Raw genomic sequence first — 17,810 nt, forward strand, 5'->3', positions numbered from 1 at the left:
GACGCCTCACGGCGAACGATAATTTCGCCCAAGCTCGCCGCACCTGTGGCGCTAAAGAGACAAATATACTGACGCTAGGTCAATGTTATCGCCGATCAGCCAGGGGAGACGACTGATCGCCCGCCGCGTCTCTGCTTCCGCCGCGCCTCGGCCAGGGCGAGAATCGCCGCCGCCGCCAGGGCCGACAGGACCGAGCCGCCGATGACGCCCAGCTTGACCTCGATCTGCTCGGGCGAGTCCACCGCGCCCGGGAAGGCCAGGACGCCGATGAACAGGCTCATGGTGAAGCCGACGCCGCACAGCAGGCTGACGCCGTAGAGCTGCATCCAGCTCGCGCCCGAGGGCTTGTCGCCCAGCCCCAGCCTCACCGCCAGCCAGGCCACGCCGAAGACGCCCACCTGCTTGCCGAGGAAGAGGCCCAGGGCGACGGCGACGACCAGGGGGGCGAAGGCCTGCTCAAGCGACAGGCCGGCGAAGGAGACCCCCGCCTTGGCGAAGGCGAACAGCGGCAGCACCAGATAGGCTACATAGGGATGCAGGTCGTGCATGGCGTCCTTGAGCGGGCTCTGAGAGGTCTCGCGGCGCGGCTCGACCGGCACGATCAGGGCGAAGGCCACGGCGGTCAGGGAGGTGGACAGGCCCGACTGGACCGTCAGCCACCAGACGACGGCGAAGCCCAGGGTCCAGAAGGCGGCGGCCATGCGGCGACGCCCCAGGACGGCGAACAGGGCGATGACACCCAGCGCCGCCAGCAGCGGACCCCACTGCACCCCCTGGCTGAACAGGACAGCGATCAGGGCGATGGCGCCCAGGTCGTCGACGATGGCCAGGGTCAGCAGGAAGACCCGCAGGGAGGACGGCAGGCTGCGCCCGACCACGGCGAAGACGGCCAGGGCGAAGGCGATGTCGGTGGCCAGGGGAATGGGCCAGCCCTGCGTCGGCCCGCCCAGCGTCCCGGCGACGGCCAGATAGACCAGGCCCGGCGCCGCCATGCCGCCGAGGGCCGCCAGGATGGGCAGGGCCAGCTTCTTGGGATTGCTGAGCTCGCCCTTGAGGATCTCGTATTTGATCTCCAGACCGACGACGAGGAAGAAGACCGCCATCAGCCCTTCCTTGATCCAGTCGGAGATCGTCTCCTCCAGCCGCAGCGGGCCGATCTGCAACGCATGGATGCTCTTCAGCCAAGCGAAATAGTCGGCCGACCACGGCGAGTTGGCGACGATGAGCGCGGCCAGGGCGGCGAGGCCCAGGACGGCGCCCGAACCGGCTTCGGTCTTGAGGAAGGCGAGCGTGAATTTACCGGCCACGAAGGTCTCCGAACGTGAGATGGACTGTCGTGGCGTCAGGTTATCGACGGACGCCGGACCGGATTCGCACGAGCGCCGGCCTGGCTCCGGGATTCAATCGCGCGGAGCCTGATGTCTGCCGTTGAAAATACGGATGCCGGCCGAAGGTTCAACCCCGGCTTCGCGGTTGCGAAACCACGCGCGAGGGGGCATCTGCCCTGCCATGCCCGTCTCCCCCGCCTATCGCCCCGAGCCCCGCTTCTTCGCCCTGGGCGCCGACTACGGCGATCCCGTGAAGGCGGCCGACTTCCCACAGACGATCTTGCGCCTGCGCAACGACCGGGCGGCGGCCCAAGTCGGGCTGGAGACGCTGAGCGACGCCGAATGGGTGGCCCATTTCGGCCGGTTCGAGCCCCTGCCCGGCCAGCCCGCCCCGGTGGCCATGCGCTATCACGGCCATCAGTTCCGCATCTACAATCCCGAGCTCGGCGACGGGCGCGGCTTCCTGGCGGGCCAGTTGCGGGAGGTCCCTCAGGACGCCAACCTCCCTCAAGCAGCCTCCCTCCGCGAGGGAGGCGTTAGGGAAACAAAACAACCCCGCCTGCTCGACCTGGGCACGAAAGGCTCCGGCCAGACGCCGTGGTCGCGCCATGCGGACGGGCGGCTGACGCTGAAGGGCGGGGTGCGCGAGGCCCTGGCGGCGGCCATGCTGGAGAGCCTGGGCGTGCCGACCTGCCGCATCCTGTCGCTGATCGAGACGGGCGAGGACCTGGAGCGGCACGACGAGCCCTCGCCGACCCGCTCGGCCGTGATGGTGCGTCTGACGCATAGCCATATCCGCTTCGGCACCTTCCAGCGCGCCGCCTACTACGGGCGCAAGGACCAGATCGAGGTCCTGATGGAGCACGCCCGCAGCCTGTATCATCCGGCGGTCGCGGCGGGCGACGCGCCGGGCTTCCTGGCCGCCGTGGTCGAGGCCTCCGCCCGGCTGACGGCCAAGTGGATTTCGGCGGGCTTCGTCCACGGGGTGCTGAACACCGACAATCTGAACGTCACGGGCGAGAGCTTCGACTACGGCCCGTGGCGCTTCCTGCCCCACTACGAGCCGGGCTTCACCGCCGCCTATTTCGACCAGACCGGCCTCTACGCCTTCGCCCGTCAGCCCGAGGCGGTGTTCTGGAACCTGACGCAGCTGGCCGGCTGCCTGAAGCTGATCGCCGACGCCGAGCCTCAGGTCGTCGCCCTGACCGAGGCGCTGAACGGCTTCGGCCCCGCCTACATCCGCCATCTGCGCGCGGCCTTCCTGAACCGGCTGGGGGTCAGGAGCGTGGGCGAGGCGGCGGACCAGCGGCTGCTGGACTGCACCCTGGCGTTGGCGCGCGAGAAGAAGGAGGCCCTGCGCTGGGAGCCGCTCTTCTTCGACTGGTTCGGCGGCTTCAGCTCGGCGGCGCGCGCCCTGGGCGGGCCGCGCGGCAAGACCTATCAGGGCGAGGCCTTCGACGCCTTCCGCTTCGCCCTGATGGAGCACGAGCCGGACCGGCCCGAGCGGCTGGAGCATCCGATGTTCGCCGCCCCCGAGCCCGAAGAGATGCTGATCGACGAGGTCGAGGCCCTGTGGAGCGCCATCGACACGGCCGACGACTGGGGTCCGCTGAAGGCCAAGCTGGCCCGGCTGGACGCGGCGCGCGAGGCCTGGCGGCTCTAAGTCATCCATTGATGTCATCGACTGTTGACTCTTGCGCCGCCGGTCTTTAGACGGCGGCGGGATCGCGCTCGCATTACGGGAAATTGTGGTTACAGCCATCGTCCGGCCGCGCCGCTCCGGCATCGTGATCACAGATTGTTTCAGCCGCTTGCGAAGGCGGAGAGGCAATCTGATCTAGCGACTGTTGCTAATTGACGGTTTCGGCCATGACCACCTCGACCCTGACCCATCAGGCGCGCGCCCGCGCCGACTATCTGAACCTCGCCCTTTGGACCTTCCAGGGCTGGATCGCCATGTTCTTCATCGCCGCCGGCTACGCCAAGCTGACGGAGTCCATGACCAATCTGACGGTGCTGATGAAGTGGCCCGCCCTGGCCAGCGAGACCTTCGTGCGCGGACTGGGCGTGGCGGAACTGGTCCTGGCCGCGATGGTGCTGACGCCGCTGATCTCCTGGCGGTTCGGCCGCCCCCTGCTGCTGACGGCGGCGGCGGGCCTGCTGGCGCTCGAGGTCGTGGCCCTGGGCGTCCACGCCGTGAGCCTGGACATCGGCCTGGCCCTGACCAACGTCTTCCTGATCGCCATCACGGCGCCGGTGCTGTGGCTGCGCCGCCGCTGACCACCCGCCCCCATTGAGATTTGCGGGCCCGCCTCCTCCCCCTGAGGGCCCGCGAATACAGAGGCCGCGACCGTCCCCGGGTCGCGGCCTTTTTCTTGGCTCGCGCACTGCCCTTCACAACTTCGTAGCCCGGCGCGTGGAAAGCTTCCCTTTACGTCCGCGTCAAGTTATGAAGGCGGCATGGCGACCGCTGACGAACACCGCACCTACTCCATCCGGCAGCTGTGCCGCGAGTTCGGCGCCACCGCGCGCGCCCTGCGCTTCTATGAGGACAAGGGGCTGCTGACGCCGTCGCGCAAGGGACAGACGCGGGTCTATGGCCCGCGCGACCGCGCCCGGCTGAAGCTGATCATGCGCGGGCGGCGCATCGGCTTCACCCTGGTCGAGATCCAGGAGATGCTCGACCTCTATGACCAGAAGGACCACAACGTCCATCAGATGGCCATCGCCCTGCCGCGCCACCGCGCCCGCATCGCGGCGCTGAAGCAGCAACTCGAGGACATCGAGGGCGCCATCGAGACGGCCGAGGCCGCCTGCGCCTGGATGGAGTCCAAGCTGGCGGAACACCGCCCCGATCTTCTGCCGGGCGCCGAGGCCTACGCCAGCGTGCTGAGCGAACGCCTCAACGACCCCGACGATGCCTATCAGCCCTTCAGAGCGAGAGCGTGATCCCATGGCCTACAAGGCGCCTGTCCGCGACCTGACCTTCGTCCTGCACGACGTGCTGGCGGTCGAGAATTACGGCAATCTGCTGCCCGACGCCGACTTGTCGCGCGACCTGATCGACCAGATCGTCGAGGAGGGCGGCAAGTTCGCCGAGGAGGTCATCGCCCCGATCAACCGCATCGGCGACCAGGAAGGCTGCGTCATCACGGGCGACGCCGTGACCACGCCCAAGGGCTGGAAGGAAGCCTATCATCAGATGGTCGAGGCGGGCTGGACCAGCCTGTCGGCCGATCCGAAATACGGCGGCCAGGGCCTGCCCGCCATCGTGTCGATGGCGGTGGGCCAGTTCACGGCCGGGGCCTCGGCGGCCTTCTCCATGTATCCGGGCCTGACGGGCGGGGCCTATTCGGGCATCGAGGCCAGCGCCTCGGACGAGATCAAGGACAAATACCTGCCCAAGATGGCGTCCGGCGAATGGACCGGCACCATGAACCTGACCGAGCCGCAGTGCGGCACGGACCTGGGGCTGGTGCGCACCAAGGCCGTGCCCAACGACGACGGCTCCTATTCGATCACCGGCCAGAAGATCTGGATCTCGGCGGGCGAGCACGACTTCGCCGACAACATCATCCACACGGTGCTGGCCCGCGTCGAAGGCGCGGTTCCGGGCATCAAGGGCCTGAGCCTGTTCGTGGTGCCCAAGTTCCTGGTGAACGAGGACGGTTCGCTGGGCGAGCGCAACGGCGTGGCTTGCGCCGGCCTCGAGCACAAGATGGGCATCCACGGCAACGCCACCTGCGTCATGGCCTATGAGAACGCCAAGGGCTGGCTGATCGGCGAAGAAGGCCGCGGCATGAACAACATGTTCGTGGTCATGAACGAGGCCCGTCTGGGCACCGGCCTGCAGGGGCTGGCCATCGGCGACGCCGCCTATCAGGCCGCCGTCGCGTTCGCCAACGACCGTCTGCAGGGGCGCAGCCTGACCGGACCGAAGAACCCGGACGGCCCGGCCGACCCGATCATGGTCCACCCGGACGTGCGCCGCATGCTGCTGGAGGCCAAGGCCTATGTCGAAGGCGGCCGCGCCTTCATCCTGTGGACCGCGCTGCAGGCCGACCTGCAGAAGGCGTCGGACGAGGCCGTGGCGACCAAGGCCAAGGACTACATGGGCCTGATCACCCCGGTGCTGAAGGCCTATCTGACCGACAAGGGCTTCCACGTCGCCAGCCTGGCCATGCAGGTGCACGGCGGCTCGGGCTACACCGAACACTTCCCCGCCTCGCAGTATCTGCGCGATGCGCGCATCACCATGATCTACGAGGGCGCCAACGGCATCCAGGCGCTGGACCTGGTGGGCCGCAAGCTGCCCGCCAACGGCGGCCGCGCCATCATGAGCTGGTTCGCCGACATCGACGCCTTCGTGTCCGAGAACGGCGACGACGAAGCCATCAAGCCCTTCGTCGCCGGCCTGGCCGACGCCAAGAAGAAGCTGCAGGAAGCCACCATGTGGTTGATGCAGAACGGCATGGCCAACCCCGACAACGCGGGCGCCGCTTCGACCGACTACCTGCACATCTTCGGCCTGACGGCCTACGCCTTCATCTGGGCGCAGATGGCCAAGGCGGCGCAAGGCCGGATCGCGGCCGGGGACGCCGACCCCTTCTACGCCAACAAGCTGATGACCGGCCGCTACTTCGTCGAGCGCATACTGCCCGACGCCGGGGCGCACCTGAAGAAGCTGAAGACCGGCGCCGAGGTGCTGATGCAGATGCCGGCGGAGGCGTTTTAAGGCACGACTTCTCCCTCCCCTTCATGGGGAGGGTGGCCGTCGCGTAGCGACGACCGGGTGGGGAGGGCCAGGCGATTTACGCGCCGCGCCCGCCTCGCCATCGCTACACACCGGGCCGTAAAGTTTGTGTCGCCTCGCCGCCCCACCCGGCCGCTGCGCGGCCACCCTCCCCGGGACGGGGAGGGAGAACGCAGGATCGCTTCCATGAACGTGCTCAACAGCCCCGATCCGGACTTCATGCAGGACGAGGAGATCACCCTCTTCTCCGACTCCGTCGGCAAATGGATCGACGAGCACGCGCCGCCGGAGAAGTTCCAGCAATGGATCGCCGAGTCCTCGGTGCCGCGCGGGCTGTGGAACGCGGCGGGCGAGGCCGGCCTGCTGGGCCTGTCGCTGCCAGAAGAGGACGGCGGCTTCGGCGGCGACTATCGCCATGAGGTGGTGCTGATGCGCCAGCTGGGCTGGAAGGGCGCGGACCACTTCGGCATCAGCCTGCACAACGCCATCGTCATGCCCTACATCTGGCACTACGGCACGGCGGAGCAGAAGGCGCGCTGGCTGCCGCGTCTGCAGTCGGGCGAACTGGTCGGCGCCATCGCCATGACCGAGCCGGGCGCGGGCTCGGACCTGCAGGGGGTCAAGACCACCGCGGTCCGACAGGGCGACCACTATGTCCTGAACGGCTCCAAGACCTTCATCACCAACGGCCAGCTGGCCAACTTCATCATCGTCGTGGCCAAGACCGACCCGGCCGAAGGGGCCAAGGGCACCAGCCTGATCTGCCTCGAAACCGACGGAGCCGAGGGCTTCGAGCGCGGCCGCAACCTGCACAAGATCGGCATGGAGGCGAACGACACCTCCGAGCTGTTCTTCAACGATGTGAAGGTCCCGCTGGACAACGTCATCGGCGGAACCGAGGGCATGGGCTTCGTCCAACTGATGCAGCAGCTGCCGCAGGAGCGGCTGAACATCGCCGTTCAGGGCGTGGCCGCCGCCGAGCGCGGGCTGTCCGAGACGCTGGCCTACGTCAAGGAGCGCAAGGCCTTCGGCAAGCGGGTCATCGACTTCCAGAACACCCAGTTCAAGCTGGCCGAGGTCAAGACCAAGCTGACTGTCGCCAAGGTCTTCGTCGACCACTGCATCGGCCTGCACCTCAAGGGCCAGCTGGACGCCGCCACGGCCTCGATGGCCAAATACTGGGTCACGGACATCCAGGGCGAGGTTATCGACGAGATGCTGCAGCTGTTCGGCGGCTACGGCTACATGACCGAATATCCGATCGCCCAGCTGTACAAGGACGCCCGCGTCCAGCGCATCTACGGCGGCACCAATGAGATCATGAAGCTGCTGATCGCGCGGACGCTGTAAGCCGCGCCCGCCGGGCGCTGGCCAAGCCGGAAAACGACGATATGATTCCCCTTCCATCGGAGGAGGGAACCTCATGTCGAAAATCGTGATTATGGGCGCGGCCGTGCTGGCGTTCAGCGGCCCAGCCGCGGCGCAGACGCAGCAATGGTCGTCGCCGGTGACCACCGAGCGATGGAGCGAGGCGCCGACGCCGCCACCGCCTGCTCCTCCCGCCAACCCGACGCGTCCGGCCCCCGCGCGCCCTGCGCCCGACCGACCGAACCCGACGCCGCCCGCCCCCTCGACGGGCGCGCCCTACACCCCGCAGGTCGACGCCGACTGGATGGCCCATCCGCGTCCGGTGACCTCGCGCGCCCCCCTTCCGGCGGCGATGGTCGGGCGCTGGGAGCTGTGGGTGCCCGGCGGCGTCTGGTACAGCCAGGACGGCGCCCAGGTCCTGCGCCACCACACCGCCGGCGCGGCGCTGAACAGCCTGACCATCCGCCCCGGCGGCGCCTATGTCTGGGCCGGACGCCAGGGGCGGCTGACCGAGATCCAGCCCTGGTTCGCCCAGCCCGGCGAGCGCTATTTCGAAGTGCGGATGGACAGCCAGAACCGCTACATGGCGCGCTACGACGCCGCGAACGACCGGATCAACCTCTTCTTCTGGGGCGTGGGCGGCCACGCCGCGCGCGGCGACCGCCGCTAGGCGGGGCGGCATTGCTCAACGCCTCTCTGGCGCGATATCCAGAGACCATGATCCGTCTTCATGTTCAGGGCGACCTCGCCCCCGGCCACGCCGTCGCCCCGACCCTCGACCAGTCGCGCTACCTGACCCAGGTGATGCGGCTGAAGGCGGGCGACGACCTGCTGGTCTTCAACGGCCGCGACGGGGAGTGGCGCGCCAGCGTCGCCGAGGTGCTGAAGAAGGGCGTCATCCTGCGCGCCGAGGAACAGACGCGGCCGCAGGCCTATGGCCCCGACCTGGAGCTGATCGTCGCCGTGGTGAAGAAGGCCCGGGTCGAGACCATCGTCGAGAAGGCCGCCGAACTGGGCGCCAAGCGCGTGCGGCTGGTCCTGACCCACCGCACCAACGCCGACCGTCTGCGCCTGGACCGGCTGGACGCCATCGCCGAGGAGGCCGCCGAGCAGACGGGCCGCCTGGACGTGCCGACCGTCGACGATCCGGTGAAGCTGGACGCCATCCTCGACGGCTGGGAGGCGGGACGGCGGCTGATGTTCTGCGACGAGACCGGCGGCGCGCCGGCGGTGTCGGCCCTGACCGAAGCGGGCGAAGGCAAGTGGGCCATCCTGATCGGGCCGGAGGGCGGTTTCTCGCCCGAGGAGGGCGAGCGGCTGCGGTCCCTGCCCTTCGCCACGGCCGTCTCCCTGGGGCCGCGCATCCTGCGCGCGGACACCGCCGCCATCGCCGCCATGACCCTGTGGCAGGCGGCCGTGGGCGACTGGGAACGCTAGAAGTTTCCGCCGCCCCCTTGAGCGAGGCCGCCGCTTCGCCCATCTAGCCGCGACAGCAGAGGTTACAGATGTCCGACACGGCGCCCCTTTCCCGCGATCAGCTGATCTCCGCCATGTCCAAGGGCGAGAAGCCCGGCGACCAGTGGCGCATCGGCGCCGAGCACGAGAAATTCGGCTTCGACAAGTCGACCCTGCGCCGTCCGGCCTATGACGGCCCGGGCGGCATCAAGGCCATGCTGGACGGCCTGACCCGCTTCGGCTGGACGCCGGTGCTGGAAGGCGATCACGTCATCGCCCTGGAGCGCAAGAACGCCGAAGGCTTCACCGCCTCGATCAGCCTGGAGCCGGGCGGCCAGTTCGAACTGTCGGGCGCGCCGCTGCAGACCATCCACGACATCTGCAACGAGACCGGCCAGCACCTGATGGAGGTCAAGCAGGTCGCGGACCAGCTGAACCTCGGCTTCCTGGGCCTGGGCTTCGACCCGAAGTGGCGGCGCGAGGACATCCCCGTCATGCCCAAGGGCCGCTATGACATCATGCGCGCCTACATGCCCAAGAAGGGCAAGCTGGGCCTGGACATGATGCTGCGCACCTGCACCGTGCAGGCCAACCTCGACTTCGACAGCGAAGCCGACATGGTGATGAAGTTCCGCACGTCGCTGGCGCTGCAGCCCATCGCCACCGCCCTGTTCGCCAACAGCCCCTTCGTCGAGGGCCGACCCTCGGGCTTCCTGTCGGCGCGCGCCAACGTCTGGACCGACACCGACCCCGACCGCACCGGCATGCTGGACTTCGTCTTCCAGGACGGCTTCGGCTACGAGCGCTACGCCGACTATGCGCTGGATGCGCCCATGTATTTCGCCAAGCGCGGCCACACCTATGTCGACCTGTCGGGCCAGTCGTTCCGCGCCTTCATGGAGGGCCGGCTGGACGCCCTGCCGGGCGACCGCGCCACGGTCCAGGACTGGGCCGACCACCTGACCACCCTGTTCCCCGAGGTGCGGCTGAAGCAGTATCTGGAGATGCGCGGCGCCGACAGCGGACCGTGGAGCCGCATCTGCGCCCTGCCCGCCCTGTGGGCCGGAATCCTGTATGACGCGCCGTCGCTCGCGGCCGCCTGGGACCTGTGCAAGGACTGGGCGATCGAGGACCACGAGCGCCTGCGCCGCGACGTGACCCGCCTGGGCCTGAAGGCCGAGATCAACGGCCGCAGCGTGCGCGACGTGGCCGTCGACATGGTGGCCATCGCCAAACAGGGCTTGAAGAACCGCGCCCGCTTCTCGGGCGGCATGGTGGACGAGCGCGGCTACATCACCGAACTGGAAGACATCGCCGACAGCGGCGTGACCCCGGCCGACCGCCTTCTGGAGCTGTACGAGGGCGAGTGGAAGGGCGACCTCAGCCGCCTCTACCGCGACTTCGCCTACTGAGGCCCTGCAAGGCGGCCTTAACCGGCGCGGCGTAAAAGCGGCGGCCAATGCGCAGGGATCGCCCATGACCATCGCCTCGGCCGCCGCCTCACCGCTGACGGGACAACCGCAGACGGCGTGCGGCGAGGCGGCCGACCTGGCGACCTTCTTCGACGTGTCGCTGGATCTGCTGGTGATCCGCGACCTGGACGGCGCCATCGTGCGAGCCAGCGCCTCCTGGGCCGCCACCCTGGGCTATGCGCCCGACGACCTGGTCGGCCTGGCCATCCTGACCCTGGTCCATCCCGACGACCTGCCCTGCACCCTGGACGCTGCGACCGAGGTCGAGAACCGCCGCCCCGGCGACCCGGTTCGCGGCCATGTGAACCGCTATCGCCACCGCGACGGCCGCTACGTCACCCTGGAATGGCGGGCGCAGAAGTTCGGCGACCGCATCTACGCCGTGGCCCGCGACGTGACCGCCAAGATCGCCGCCGACCAGGCCCTGCTCGAGGCCAAGGCCGCCGCCGAGGCCGCCAGCCGCGCCAAGTCGGATTTCCTGGCCAATATGAGCCACGAGATCCGCACCCCGCTGAACGGGGTGATCGGCATCGTCGACGCCCTGTCGCGCACCGCGCTGTCGCCCGAACAGGCGGAGATGGTCAGCCTGATCAGCGCCTCGGGCGTGACGCTGCAGCGGCTGGTGTCCGACATGCTGGACGTGTCGCGCACCGAGGCCGGCGGGCTGGAGCTGGAGCTGCGACCCTTCGACCTGGACGAGGCCCTGGGCCCCGCGCTGGAAACCTTGCGCCTGCGCGCCGAGGACAAGGGCCTGGCCTTCCGGGTCGAGCGCCCGGCCCATGTGCGCGGCGTCTTCATGGGCGACAGCGTCCGCATCGGCCAGATCCTGGGCAATCTGCTGTCCAACGCCGTCAAATTCACCACCGAGGGCGCGGTCATCGTTCGGCTCGCCCTGTCGGAAAGCGACGGCGCCCCCGGCCTGCTGATGATCGAGGTCGAGGATACGGGCGTCGGCTTCGACGCCGATCACGCGGCCCGCCTGTTCCAGCGCTTCAGCCAGGCCGACAGCAGCATCACCCGGCGTTTCGGCGGCACCGGACTGGGGCTCTCGATCTGCCGCTCCCTGACCGAGATGATGGGCGGGCGCATCGAAGCCGCATCCACCCCCGGCCTCGGCAGCCGCTTCCGCGTCGAACTGCCCCTGCCGCGCGCAAACGAGGTCGAGACGCGCGTCGCCGCCGCCGCGCTCCCGTCGCGGCCCCTGCGCGTGCTGCTGGCCGAGGACCATCCGGTCAACCAGCGCCTGGTTCAGCTGATCCTGGCCGACCACGCGGCCGAACTGGTCATCGTCGAGGACGGCGCCGAAGCCGTCGCCGCCTTCGAGGCCGGCCGTTTCGACGTGGTGCTGATGGATATGCAGATGCCGGGCATGGACGGGCTGACGGCGACCCGCGCCCTGCGCGCCGCCGAAGCCGTCCGCCCCGGAACGCCGCGCACGCCGATCCTGATGCTGAGCGCCAACGCCATGGCCGAGCACCGCGACGCCGCCCGCGACGCCGGGGCCGACCTGCACCTGGCCAAGCCGATCACCGCGCGCGACCTGCTGACCGCCCTGGCCATGCTGGCGGCCGGCTGATCCGCTTCAGAAGCCCGCCAGGAAGCCCGCCACGTTGTCGCCGAGCGCGCCGACCGCATAGCCGCCTTCCATGACGATCAGCGTCGGCCGCCCCAGGGCCGCGATGCGCCGCGCCAGCACCGGATAGTCCTCGGTCGCCAGCTTGAAGTGGGAGATGGGGTCCTGCTCCCAGGTGTCAGCGCCGAAGGACACCACCAGCAGCCCCGGATCGAAGGCGTCGATCGCCGCCAGGGCCTGGTCCAGCGCCGCCAGATAGGGCGCCGCCGTCGTGCCGCGCGGCAGCGGCAGATTGAGCGTCGCGCCCTGGCCTGGCCCCTCGCCGCGCTCGTCGGCGTGGCCCCAGTAGAAGGGGTATTCGGTCCTCGGATCGCCGTGGATCGAGGCGAAGAAGACCGAGCCGTCCTCCCAGAAGATGTCCTGGGTGCCGTTGCCGTGGTGATAGTCGACGTCGAGGACGGCGACGCGCGCGATCCCGCCGTCGCGCGCCGCCCGGGCGGCGATGGCGGCGTTGTTCAGGTAGCAGTAGCCGCCCAGATAGTCGGCCCCCGCGTGGTGGCCGGGCGGGCGGCACAGGGCGAAGGCGGCGCGCTCGCTCCCGTCCAGCAGCGGCTGCAGCGCCGTCAGCGCCGTCTGCGCCGCCCAATAGGCCGCCTCCCAGGTCTGGGCGGTGATCGGCGTCCCGGCGTCATAGGAGAAGCGGCCGAGCTGGGCGTCGATGCGGTCGAGCGCCAGCGGGCGACGCCGCACCACCGGCCAGGTGTAGCCCACGGCGTCGCCCTCGCGCCCGGCCGCCAGCCAGCGGGCGTGGGCCTGTTCGAGGAAGTCGAGGTATTCCGCCGTATGCACGCGCGCCAGCGGCCCTCGGCCGAAGTCCCGCGCCGGGGCCAGCGGCCCCAGCCGTTCGCGCAGCAGCTCGGCGCGCGACGGCGTTTCGTTGTGCGCGGTCCAGCCGCCGTTGTGCATCTCCAGCGCCGGCGCGTGCGCCAGCTGCCGCTCGTCGAACACCTTGAACATGGCCTCTCCCCCGCCGCGTCGTGCGTGCCGGAGAACCGATCAGAAACGGCCTAGAAAAGCCAGCCCGCGACCACGACCCGCAGCGGATTGGCCGGGTCGGACAGCAGCCGCGCCGTGATGCCCAGGGAGATGACCACCAGCAGGGGCCGGATCAGGCGCGGGCCGAAGCGCATGGCCGCGTGCGAGCCCATCCGCCCGCCGACGAACTGGCCCACGGCCATGAGGCCCGCCAGGATCCAGACCACATGGCCGCCCGCCGCCAGCACGGCGATGCCGACGACGTTGCTCATCAGGTTCAGCGCCTTGGTGTGGGCCGTGGCCCGCGTCAGCCCCATGCCCAGCAGCATGACCAGGCTCAGCGCGAAGAAGGACCCCGTGCCCGGCCCGAAGAAGCCGTCGTAGAAGCCGATCCCGCCCGCCACGACGGCGTAGGCCAGGGGCGTCAGCCGGGCGTGGGCGTCCTCGTCCGAGGCCTTGGGGCCGAACAGGAAATACAGGGCGATGCCGACCAGCAGCACCGGCAGGACGATCATCAGCCAGCGCGCGTCCACCAGGGTCACCGCGAAGGCCCCCAGCCCCGCCCCGACCGCCGTCAACAGCATCGGCCAGCGGATCAGGCGGAAATCCACCCGCCCCTTGCGCCAGAAGTTCCACAGGGCCGAGCCCGTGCCGACGCTGCCCTGGACCTTGTTGGTGGCGATGGCGGCGACCGGGTTCAGCCCGACCGACAGCAGGGCCGGCAGGGAAATCAGCCCCCCGCCCCCGGCGATGGCGTCGATGAAGCCGGCGACCACCGACGCCAGCCCCAGCAGGGCGATGATCTCAGGCGTCAGGTCGAACACGCGCGCGGCACTCCAGCGAGGACCGCGCTATAGCCCCCGCCGCGACATTCTGCCACCGGGTCGGGATTGGGGGATGCGCCGGTTCCTGTCGGCGTTCAGGGATGAGGGCGATGGCGGCTGTCGACCGTTGCGGAGTTGAAGCTCTGCGGTTTGAGCTAAAAAGCGACAATGCAATCTGTGACCGATTTTGACGCCTCTATTTGGCAGATTAGTTATGGACCATCAGGGGGAGAAAAATCATGAGCCAAGTATCACGGGCAGCTCAGGAGTTTCGGCGTCGGATCGAGGATGAAGCGCGCTTTCTTGAAACCTGCGAGGGCGGCGACCCAGGCACGCCCGATCGTCCGTCAATCTGGGTGCTCGGAATTGAACCAGGCTGGAGCTTGGCTGACAGCGTCGCCGCCGAGAAAGAGGATGCCAAAAGAGACGATCAGTTAGAGCAATACAGCATCGACCTTCAACTCAAATGGCCCTACAATCGCAACGCATTCAAACTTCTTGCCGCTCTCAACGGCATACCTATTGAGGATTACTTAAAATTTGCCAAGCGCGCTCGTCCATTTGAGCGAGGATCGTCAGGTTACTTCAAGGCCAACCTTTTTCCGGAACCGTTCAATAAAGTGGGCTCCTGGGACGCTGAAGCAACTAAATCGACTGGATTTCCAACGAAACAAGAATACCAAGAATGGCAGCGCAAGGTCCGCTTCGCTGTCATGCGCTCTTGGATCAAGAAGTGTCGCCCCAAGCTTGTAATTGGCACAGGGCTGACACACCTCGATGACTTCCTGAACATCACAGAAACGAAAGAAACGCCTCCCACACATCGTTTTCAAGTGAATGGCCACTCCAAGAGGCTTCACGTCGCAAATTCGGGAGTTGTTCCGGTCGCCGTAGTTCCGCATCTCAGCGGCGGATCTCACGGATTGAACAGTGACGAAGCTACCCGAATTGCGGCCAAAATTATTTCAACGGCCATGAAATACTAATTTCCGATCCAAGCGGTGCTCGGCGCGGCCATGGGCCGGATTCCGGAGTTCCGTGGCGCCGCGGATTTCATCTAGCTGGGGCTGATCGCTTCAGGGGCGTCCTACGATCTCGCGAGCCGCCTGCACGTGGCCACCTTGAGCGGCGCCGCCGTGCTGTTGCTGCTCAACCGAACCCAGGAGCCGATCGGGGCCGACCGAGACATGGATCGACGCCGCGCATCGGCTGCTGCAGCTCTTAAGTCGGCTCCCCTCGCCGACCTCCGACGGTTCCGCTTTCCGTAGCGAAGGCATGAAATTCCTGCGATCAAGGCGGCCGAGCAGGAGGCGCAGCCATGACAGGGTCCATCCACATCGGCGTCGGCGGCTGGACGTTCGAGCCGTGGCGCGGGGTCTTCTATCCCGAGGGGCTGGTGCAGAAGCGCGAGCTGGAGTTCGCCAGCCGGGCGCTGACGAGCATCGAGATCAACGGCACCTACTACTCCACCTTCAAGCCCGACAGCTGGCGGAAGTGGCGCGACGAGACGCCGGACGGCTTCGTCTTTGCGGTCAAGGCCAGCCGCTACTGCACCAACAGGAAGGCGCTGTCGGAGGGCGGCGAGAGCTTCGAGCGCTTCCTGTCGCAGGGGCTGACCCTGCTGGGCGACAAGCTGGGGCCGATCAACTGGCAGTTCATGGGCACCAAGAAGTTCGACGCCGAGGACTTCGAGGGCTTCCTGAAACTGCTGCCCAAGGAGAAGGACGGGGTGCGGCTGCGCCACGCGCTGGAGGTGCGCAACCCGACCTTCGCCACCGAGCAATTCTATGACCTGGCGCGCAAATACGGGGCGGCCATCGTCTATGCGGTCGACGACGAGGAACCGACCTGGCCGCAGATCGACGAAGCGACGGCGGACTTCACCTATGCGCGGCTGATGTCCAGCCGCGAGGACGAGCCGACGGGCATGACCTCGGCCGAGCTGGACGCCGTGGCGAAACAGGCCCGCGGCTGGGCCGAGCGCGGCGACGTCTTCGCCTACTTCATCTCGGGAGCCAAGGTGCGGAACCCGGCGGCGGCGCAGGCGCTGATCGCCAAACTCAAGGACTGACCGCCATGCCCATCGCCACGCGCGCCTTCGCCGCGACTGCCGCCGACCAGCCGCTGAGCCCCTACAGCTTCGAGCGGCGCGATCCGGGGCCGGACGACGTGGCGATCGAGATCAAATACTGCGGCGTCTGCCACTCGGACCTGCATGTGGTGAAGAACGACATGGGCGGGACGCGCTATCCCATCGTGCCGGGCCATGAGATCGCCGGGGTGGTGACGGCGGTCGGCGCGAACGTCACGCGCTTCAAGGAAGGCGACCGCGTCGGCGTCGGCTGCATGGTCGACAGTTGCCGCACCTGTTCGGCTTGCCGCGAGGGGCTGGAGCAGTATTGCGAGCCGGGCATGACCCAGACCTACGGCTCGCGCGATCCCAAGGGCGCAGGCGTAGGCCAGACGATCACCCAGGGCGGCTATTCCGATCGCATCACCGTGGACCAGGCCTTCGTGCTGAAGATCCCCGACAGCCTGCCGCTGGACGCGGCGGCGCCCCTGCTGTGCGCCGGGATCACCACCTGGTCGCCGCTGAAGACCTGGGGCGTGGGGCCGGGGTCGAAGGTGGCGGTGATCGGCCTGGGGGGCCTGGGCCATATGGCGGTCAAGCTGGCCGCCGCCCTGGGCGCGGAGGTCACGGTGCTGTCGACCTCGGACCGCAAGAGGGCCGACGCCGAGCGGATGGGGGCCAAACACTTCCTGATCAATTCGGACGCGGCGGCGATGAAGGCGGCGGCCGAAAAGTTCGACCTGATCCTCAACACCGTCTCGGCCACGCACGAGATCGCCAGCCATGTGAACCTGCTGGCGCGCGACGGGACCATGGTCATGCTGGGCCTGACCACCGAGGCCCTGCCGGTCTTCGCCGTGCCCCTGCTGTGGCGGCGCCGCCGCATCGCCGGCTCGCTGATCGGCGGCGTCCGCGAGACCCAGGAGATGCTCGACTTCTGCGGCGAGCACGGCATCGCCTGCGACATCGAAGTCATCGCTCCCGACCAGATCAACACGGCCTATGAGCGGATGGAACGTTCCGACGTGCGCTATCGCTTCGTCATCGACATGGCCCGAATGCAACCTTTGGGCGCGCCCTGACTTCTCGCGCCACGCTTGGCGGGCTAAGCATGGACCCAGGGGCTGAACGGCGTCGGACGGGCGACGTCGCGGCACAGGGACAGGATGGGCAAATGGCGCGCACGGCTCTGGTCACCGGGGGCACCCGGGGCATCGGCAAGGCGATCGTTCAGCGGCTGAAGGAAGACGGACTGCAGGTCGCGGCCGGCTATTCCGGCAATGACGAGGCCGCCCAGGCCACCGCCCGCGAACTGGGCGTCATGGTGGTCAAGGGCAACGTCGGCTCGTTCGAGGACTGCGAACGAGCGGTCAGGGAGGTGGAGGCGCAGTTGGGCCCCATCGACGTCCTGGTCAACAACGCCGGCATCACCCGCGACGGCTTCTTCCACAAGATGACCCATGACCAGTGGTCGGACGTGATCCGGGTCAACATGGACAGCGTCTTCAACATGACGCGCCAGGTGATCAACGGCATGCGCGACCGCGGCTGGGGCCGGATCGTCAACATCTCCTCGATCAACGGTCAGAAGGGCCAGATCGGCCAGACCAACTATTCCGCCGCCAAGGCGGGCATGATCGGCTTCACCAAGGCCCTGGCGCTGGAGAACGCGCGCAAGGGGGTGACGGTCAACTGCATCGCGCCGGGCTACATCGACACCGAGATGGTCGGCGCCATGGATCAGAAGGTGCTGGACGCCATCGTCGCCCAGATTCCGGTCGGGCGGCTCGGCAAGGGCGAGGAAATCGCCGACATGGTCTCCTGGCTGGCCGGCGAGCGTGCCGGATATGTCACAGGGTGCACCCTCTCTTTGAACGGAGGGCAGTACTTGGTTGGCTAGGCCGCGTCCGCCCAAAATCCGCCGTTCGGGC

At 68.2% G+C, this 17,810-nt stretch carries 16 protein-coding genes; 13 read left to right on the forward strand and 3 right to left on the reverse strand.

Annotated elements, in window-relative coordinates:
- Positions 1–95 precede the first annotated feature (95 nt).
- The gene (gene nhaA, locus D8I30_RS02810) at positions 96–1,307 is read right to left on the reverse strand and encodes a Na+/H+ antiporter NhaA (protein ID WP_121481391.1); all 1,212 of its coding nucleotides are present in this window, start codon (positions 1,305–1,307) and stop codon (positions 96–98) included.
- 202 nt (positions 1,308–1,509) lie between these two features.
- Here nhaA and D8I30_RS02815 point away from each other — a divergent pair, with 202 nt between their 5' ends.
- The 9 genes from D8I30_RS02815 (at position 1,510) to D8I30_RS02855 (ending at position 11,952) form a co-directional block, all read left to right on the forward strand.
- Positions 1,510–2,991, forward strand: coding sequence for a protein adenylyltransferase SelO family protein (locus tag D8I30_RS02815; RefSeq protein WP_121481392.1), 1,482 nt, complete (start codon positions 1,510–1,512; stop codon positions 2,989–2,991).
- Between the two features lie 206 nt (positions 2,992–3,197).
- The gene (locus D8I30_RS02820) at positions 3,198–3,608 is read left to right on the forward strand and encodes a DoxX family protein (RefSeq protein ID WP_121483358.1); all 411 of its coding nucleotides are present in this window, start codon (positions 3,198–3,200) and stop codon (positions 3,606–3,608) included.
- Between the two features lie 180 nt (positions 3,609–3,788).
- On the forward strand, positions 3,789–4,277 hold the full coding sequence (locus D8I30_RS02825) for a MerR family transcriptional regulator (RefSeq protein WP_121481393.1): 489 nt from the start codon (positions 3,789–3,791) through the stop codon (positions 4,275–4,277).
- Positions 4,278–4,281: 4 nt separating this feature from the next.
- Complete coding sequence (locus D8I30_RS02830; protein WP_121481394.1) at positions 4,282–6,063, forward strand: acyl-CoA dehydrogenase C-terminal domain-containing protein; 1,782 nt, start codon at positions 4,282–4,284, stop codon at positions 6,061–6,063.
- A 204-nt stretch (positions 6,064–6,267) separates the two neighbouring features.
- Positions 6,268–7,431 (forward strand): acyl-CoA dehydrogenase family protein, encoded by a 1,164-nt coding sequence (locus D8I30_RS02835; RefSeq protein WP_121481395.1) that lies wholly within the window; start codon positions 6,268–6,270, stop codon positions 7,429–7,431.
- A 73-nt stretch (positions 7,432–7,504) separates the two neighbouring features.
- Complete coding sequence (locus D8I30_RS02840; protein WP_205570738.1) at positions 7,505–8,119, forward strand: hypothetical protein; 615 nt, start codon at positions 7,505–7,507, stop codon at positions 8,117–8,119.
- Between the two features lie 47 nt (positions 8,120–8,166).
- The gene (locus tag D8I30_RS02845) at positions 8,167–8,886 is read left to right on the forward strand and encodes a 16S rRNA (uracil(1498)-N(3))-methyltransferase (protein WP_121481396.1); all 720 of its coding nucleotides are present in this window, start codon (positions 8,167–8,169) and stop codon (positions 8,884–8,886) included.
- A gap of 68 nt (positions 8,887–8,954) precedes the next feature.
- A complete protein-coding gene (locus D8I30_RS02850; protein WP_121481397.1) occupies positions 8,955–10,316 on the forward strand; it encodes a glutamate--cysteine ligase in 1,362 nt (453 codons plus the stop codon).
- A 64-nt stretch (positions 10,317–10,380) separates the two neighbouring features.
- Positions 10,381–11,952, forward strand: a complete 1,572-nt coding sequence (locus D8I30_RS02855; RefSeq protein ID WP_121481398.1) for an ATP-binding protein — start codon at positions 10,381–10,383, stop codon at positions 11,950–11,952.
- A gap of 6 nt (positions 11,953–11,958) precedes the next feature.
- Here the strand turns inward: D8I30_RS02855 and D8I30_RS02860 are convergent, their stop codons facing one another.
- Both D8I30_RS02860 and D8I30_RS02865 read right to left on the reverse strand, forming a co-directional pair.
- A complete protein-coding gene (locus tag D8I30_RS02860; protein ID WP_121481399.1) occupies positions 11,959–12,966 on the reverse strand; it encodes a histone deacetylase family protein in 1,008 nt (335 codons plus the stop codon).
- Positions 12,967–13,016: 50 nt separating this feature from the next.
- Entirely contained in the window at positions 13,017–13,808 is a 792-nt protein-coding gene (locus D8I30_RS02865; protein ID WP_121481400.1) for a TSUP family transporter, read from the reverse strand.
- A gap of 239 nt (positions 13,809–14,047) precedes the next feature.
- Between D8I30_RS02865 and D8I30_RS02870 the strand changes: the two genes are divergently transcribed.
- From D8I30_RS02870 to D8I30_RS02885, 4 genes are all read left to right on the forward strand, one after another.
- Complete coding sequence (locus D8I30_RS02870) at positions 14,048–14,794, forward strand: hypothetical protein (protein ID WP_121481401.1); 747 nt, start codon at positions 14,048–14,050, stop codon at positions 14,792–14,794.
- Positions 14,795–15,126: 332 nt separating this feature from the next.
- On the forward strand, positions 15,127–15,879 hold the full coding sequence (locus D8I30_RS02875; protein WP_121481402.1) for a DUF72 domain-containing protein: 753 nt from the start codon (positions 15,127–15,129) through the stop codon (positions 15,877–15,879).
- Positions 15,880–15,884: 5 nt separating this feature from the next.
- Positions 15,885–16,961: an NAD(P)-dependent alcohol dehydrogenase gene (locus tag D8I30_RS02880; protein ID WP_121481403.1), complete on the forward strand. Its 1,077-nt coding sequence runs from the start codon at positions 15,885–15,887 to the stop codon at positions 16,959–16,961.
- 92 nt (positions 16,962–17,053) lie between these two features.
- A complete protein-coding gene (locus D8I30_RS02885) occupies positions 17,054–17,779 on the forward strand; it encodes a beta-ketoacyl-ACP reductase (protein WP_121481404.1) in 726 nt (241 codons plus the stop codon).
- Positions 17,780–17,810: the final 31 nt, after the last annotated feature.

Source organism: Brevundimonas naejangsanensis, assembly GCF_003627995.1.
GTDB classification, from domain to species: domain Bacteria; phylum Pseudomonadota; class Alphaproteobacteria; order Caulobacterales; family Caulobacteraceae; genus Brevundimonas; species Brevundimonas naejangsanensis_B.

Coding starts and splice junctions, on each gene's coding strand:
- D8I30_RS02815 (WP_121481392.1), top strand. CDS start 1,510: ATGCCCGTCTCCCCCGCCTATCGCCCCGAGCCCCGCTTCTTCGCCCTG.
- D8I30_RS02820 (WP_121483358.1), top strand. CDS start 3,198: ATGACCACCTCGACCCTGACCCATCAGGCGCGCGCCCGCGCCGACTAT.
- D8I30_RS02825 (WP_121481393.1), top strand. CDS start 3,789: ATGGCGACCGCTGACGAACACCGCACCTACTCCATCCGGCAGCTGTGC.
- D8I30_RS02830 (WP_121481394.1), top strand. CDS start 4,282: ATGGCCTACAAGGCGCCTGTCCGCGACCTGACCTTCGTCCTGCACGAC.
- D8I30_RS02835 (WP_121481395.1), top strand. CDS start 6,268: ATGAACGTGCTCAACAGCCCCGATCCGGACTTCATGCAGGACGAGGAG.
- D8I30_RS02840 (WP_205570738.1), top strand. CDS start 7,505: ATGTCGAAAATCGTGATTATGGGCGCGGCCGTGCTGGCGTTCAGCGGC.
- D8I30_RS02845 (WP_121481396.1), top strand. CDS start 8,167: ATGATCCGTCTTCATGTTCAGGGCGACCTCGCCCCCGGCCACGCCGTC.
- D8I30_RS02850 (WP_121481397.1), top strand. CDS start 8,955: ATGTCCGACACGGCGCCCCTTTCCCGCGATCAGCTGATCTCCGCCATG.
- D8I30_RS02855 (WP_121481398.1), top strand. CDS start 10,381: ATGACCATCGCCTCGGCCGCCGCCTCACCGCTGACGGGACAACCGCAG.
- D8I30_RS02860 (WP_121481399.1), bottom strand. CDS start 12,966: ATGTTCAAGGTGTTCGACGAGCGGCAGCTGGCGCACGCGCCGGCGCTG.
- D8I30_RS02870 (WP_121481401.1), top strand. CDS start 14,048: ATGAGCCAAGTATCACGGGCAGCTCAGGAGTTTCGGCGTCGGATCGAG.
- D8I30_RS02875 (WP_121481402.1), top strand. CDS start 15,127: ATGACAGGGTCCATCCACATCGGCGTCGGCGGCTGGACGTTCGAGCCG.
- D8I30_RS02880 (WP_121481403.1), top strand. CDS start 15,885: ATGCCCATCGCCACGCGCGCCTTCGCCGCGACTGCCGCCGACCAGCCG.
- D8I30_RS02885 (WP_121481404.1), top strand. CDS start 17,054: ATGGCGCGCACGGCTCTGGTCACCGGGGGCACCCGGGGCATCGGCAAG.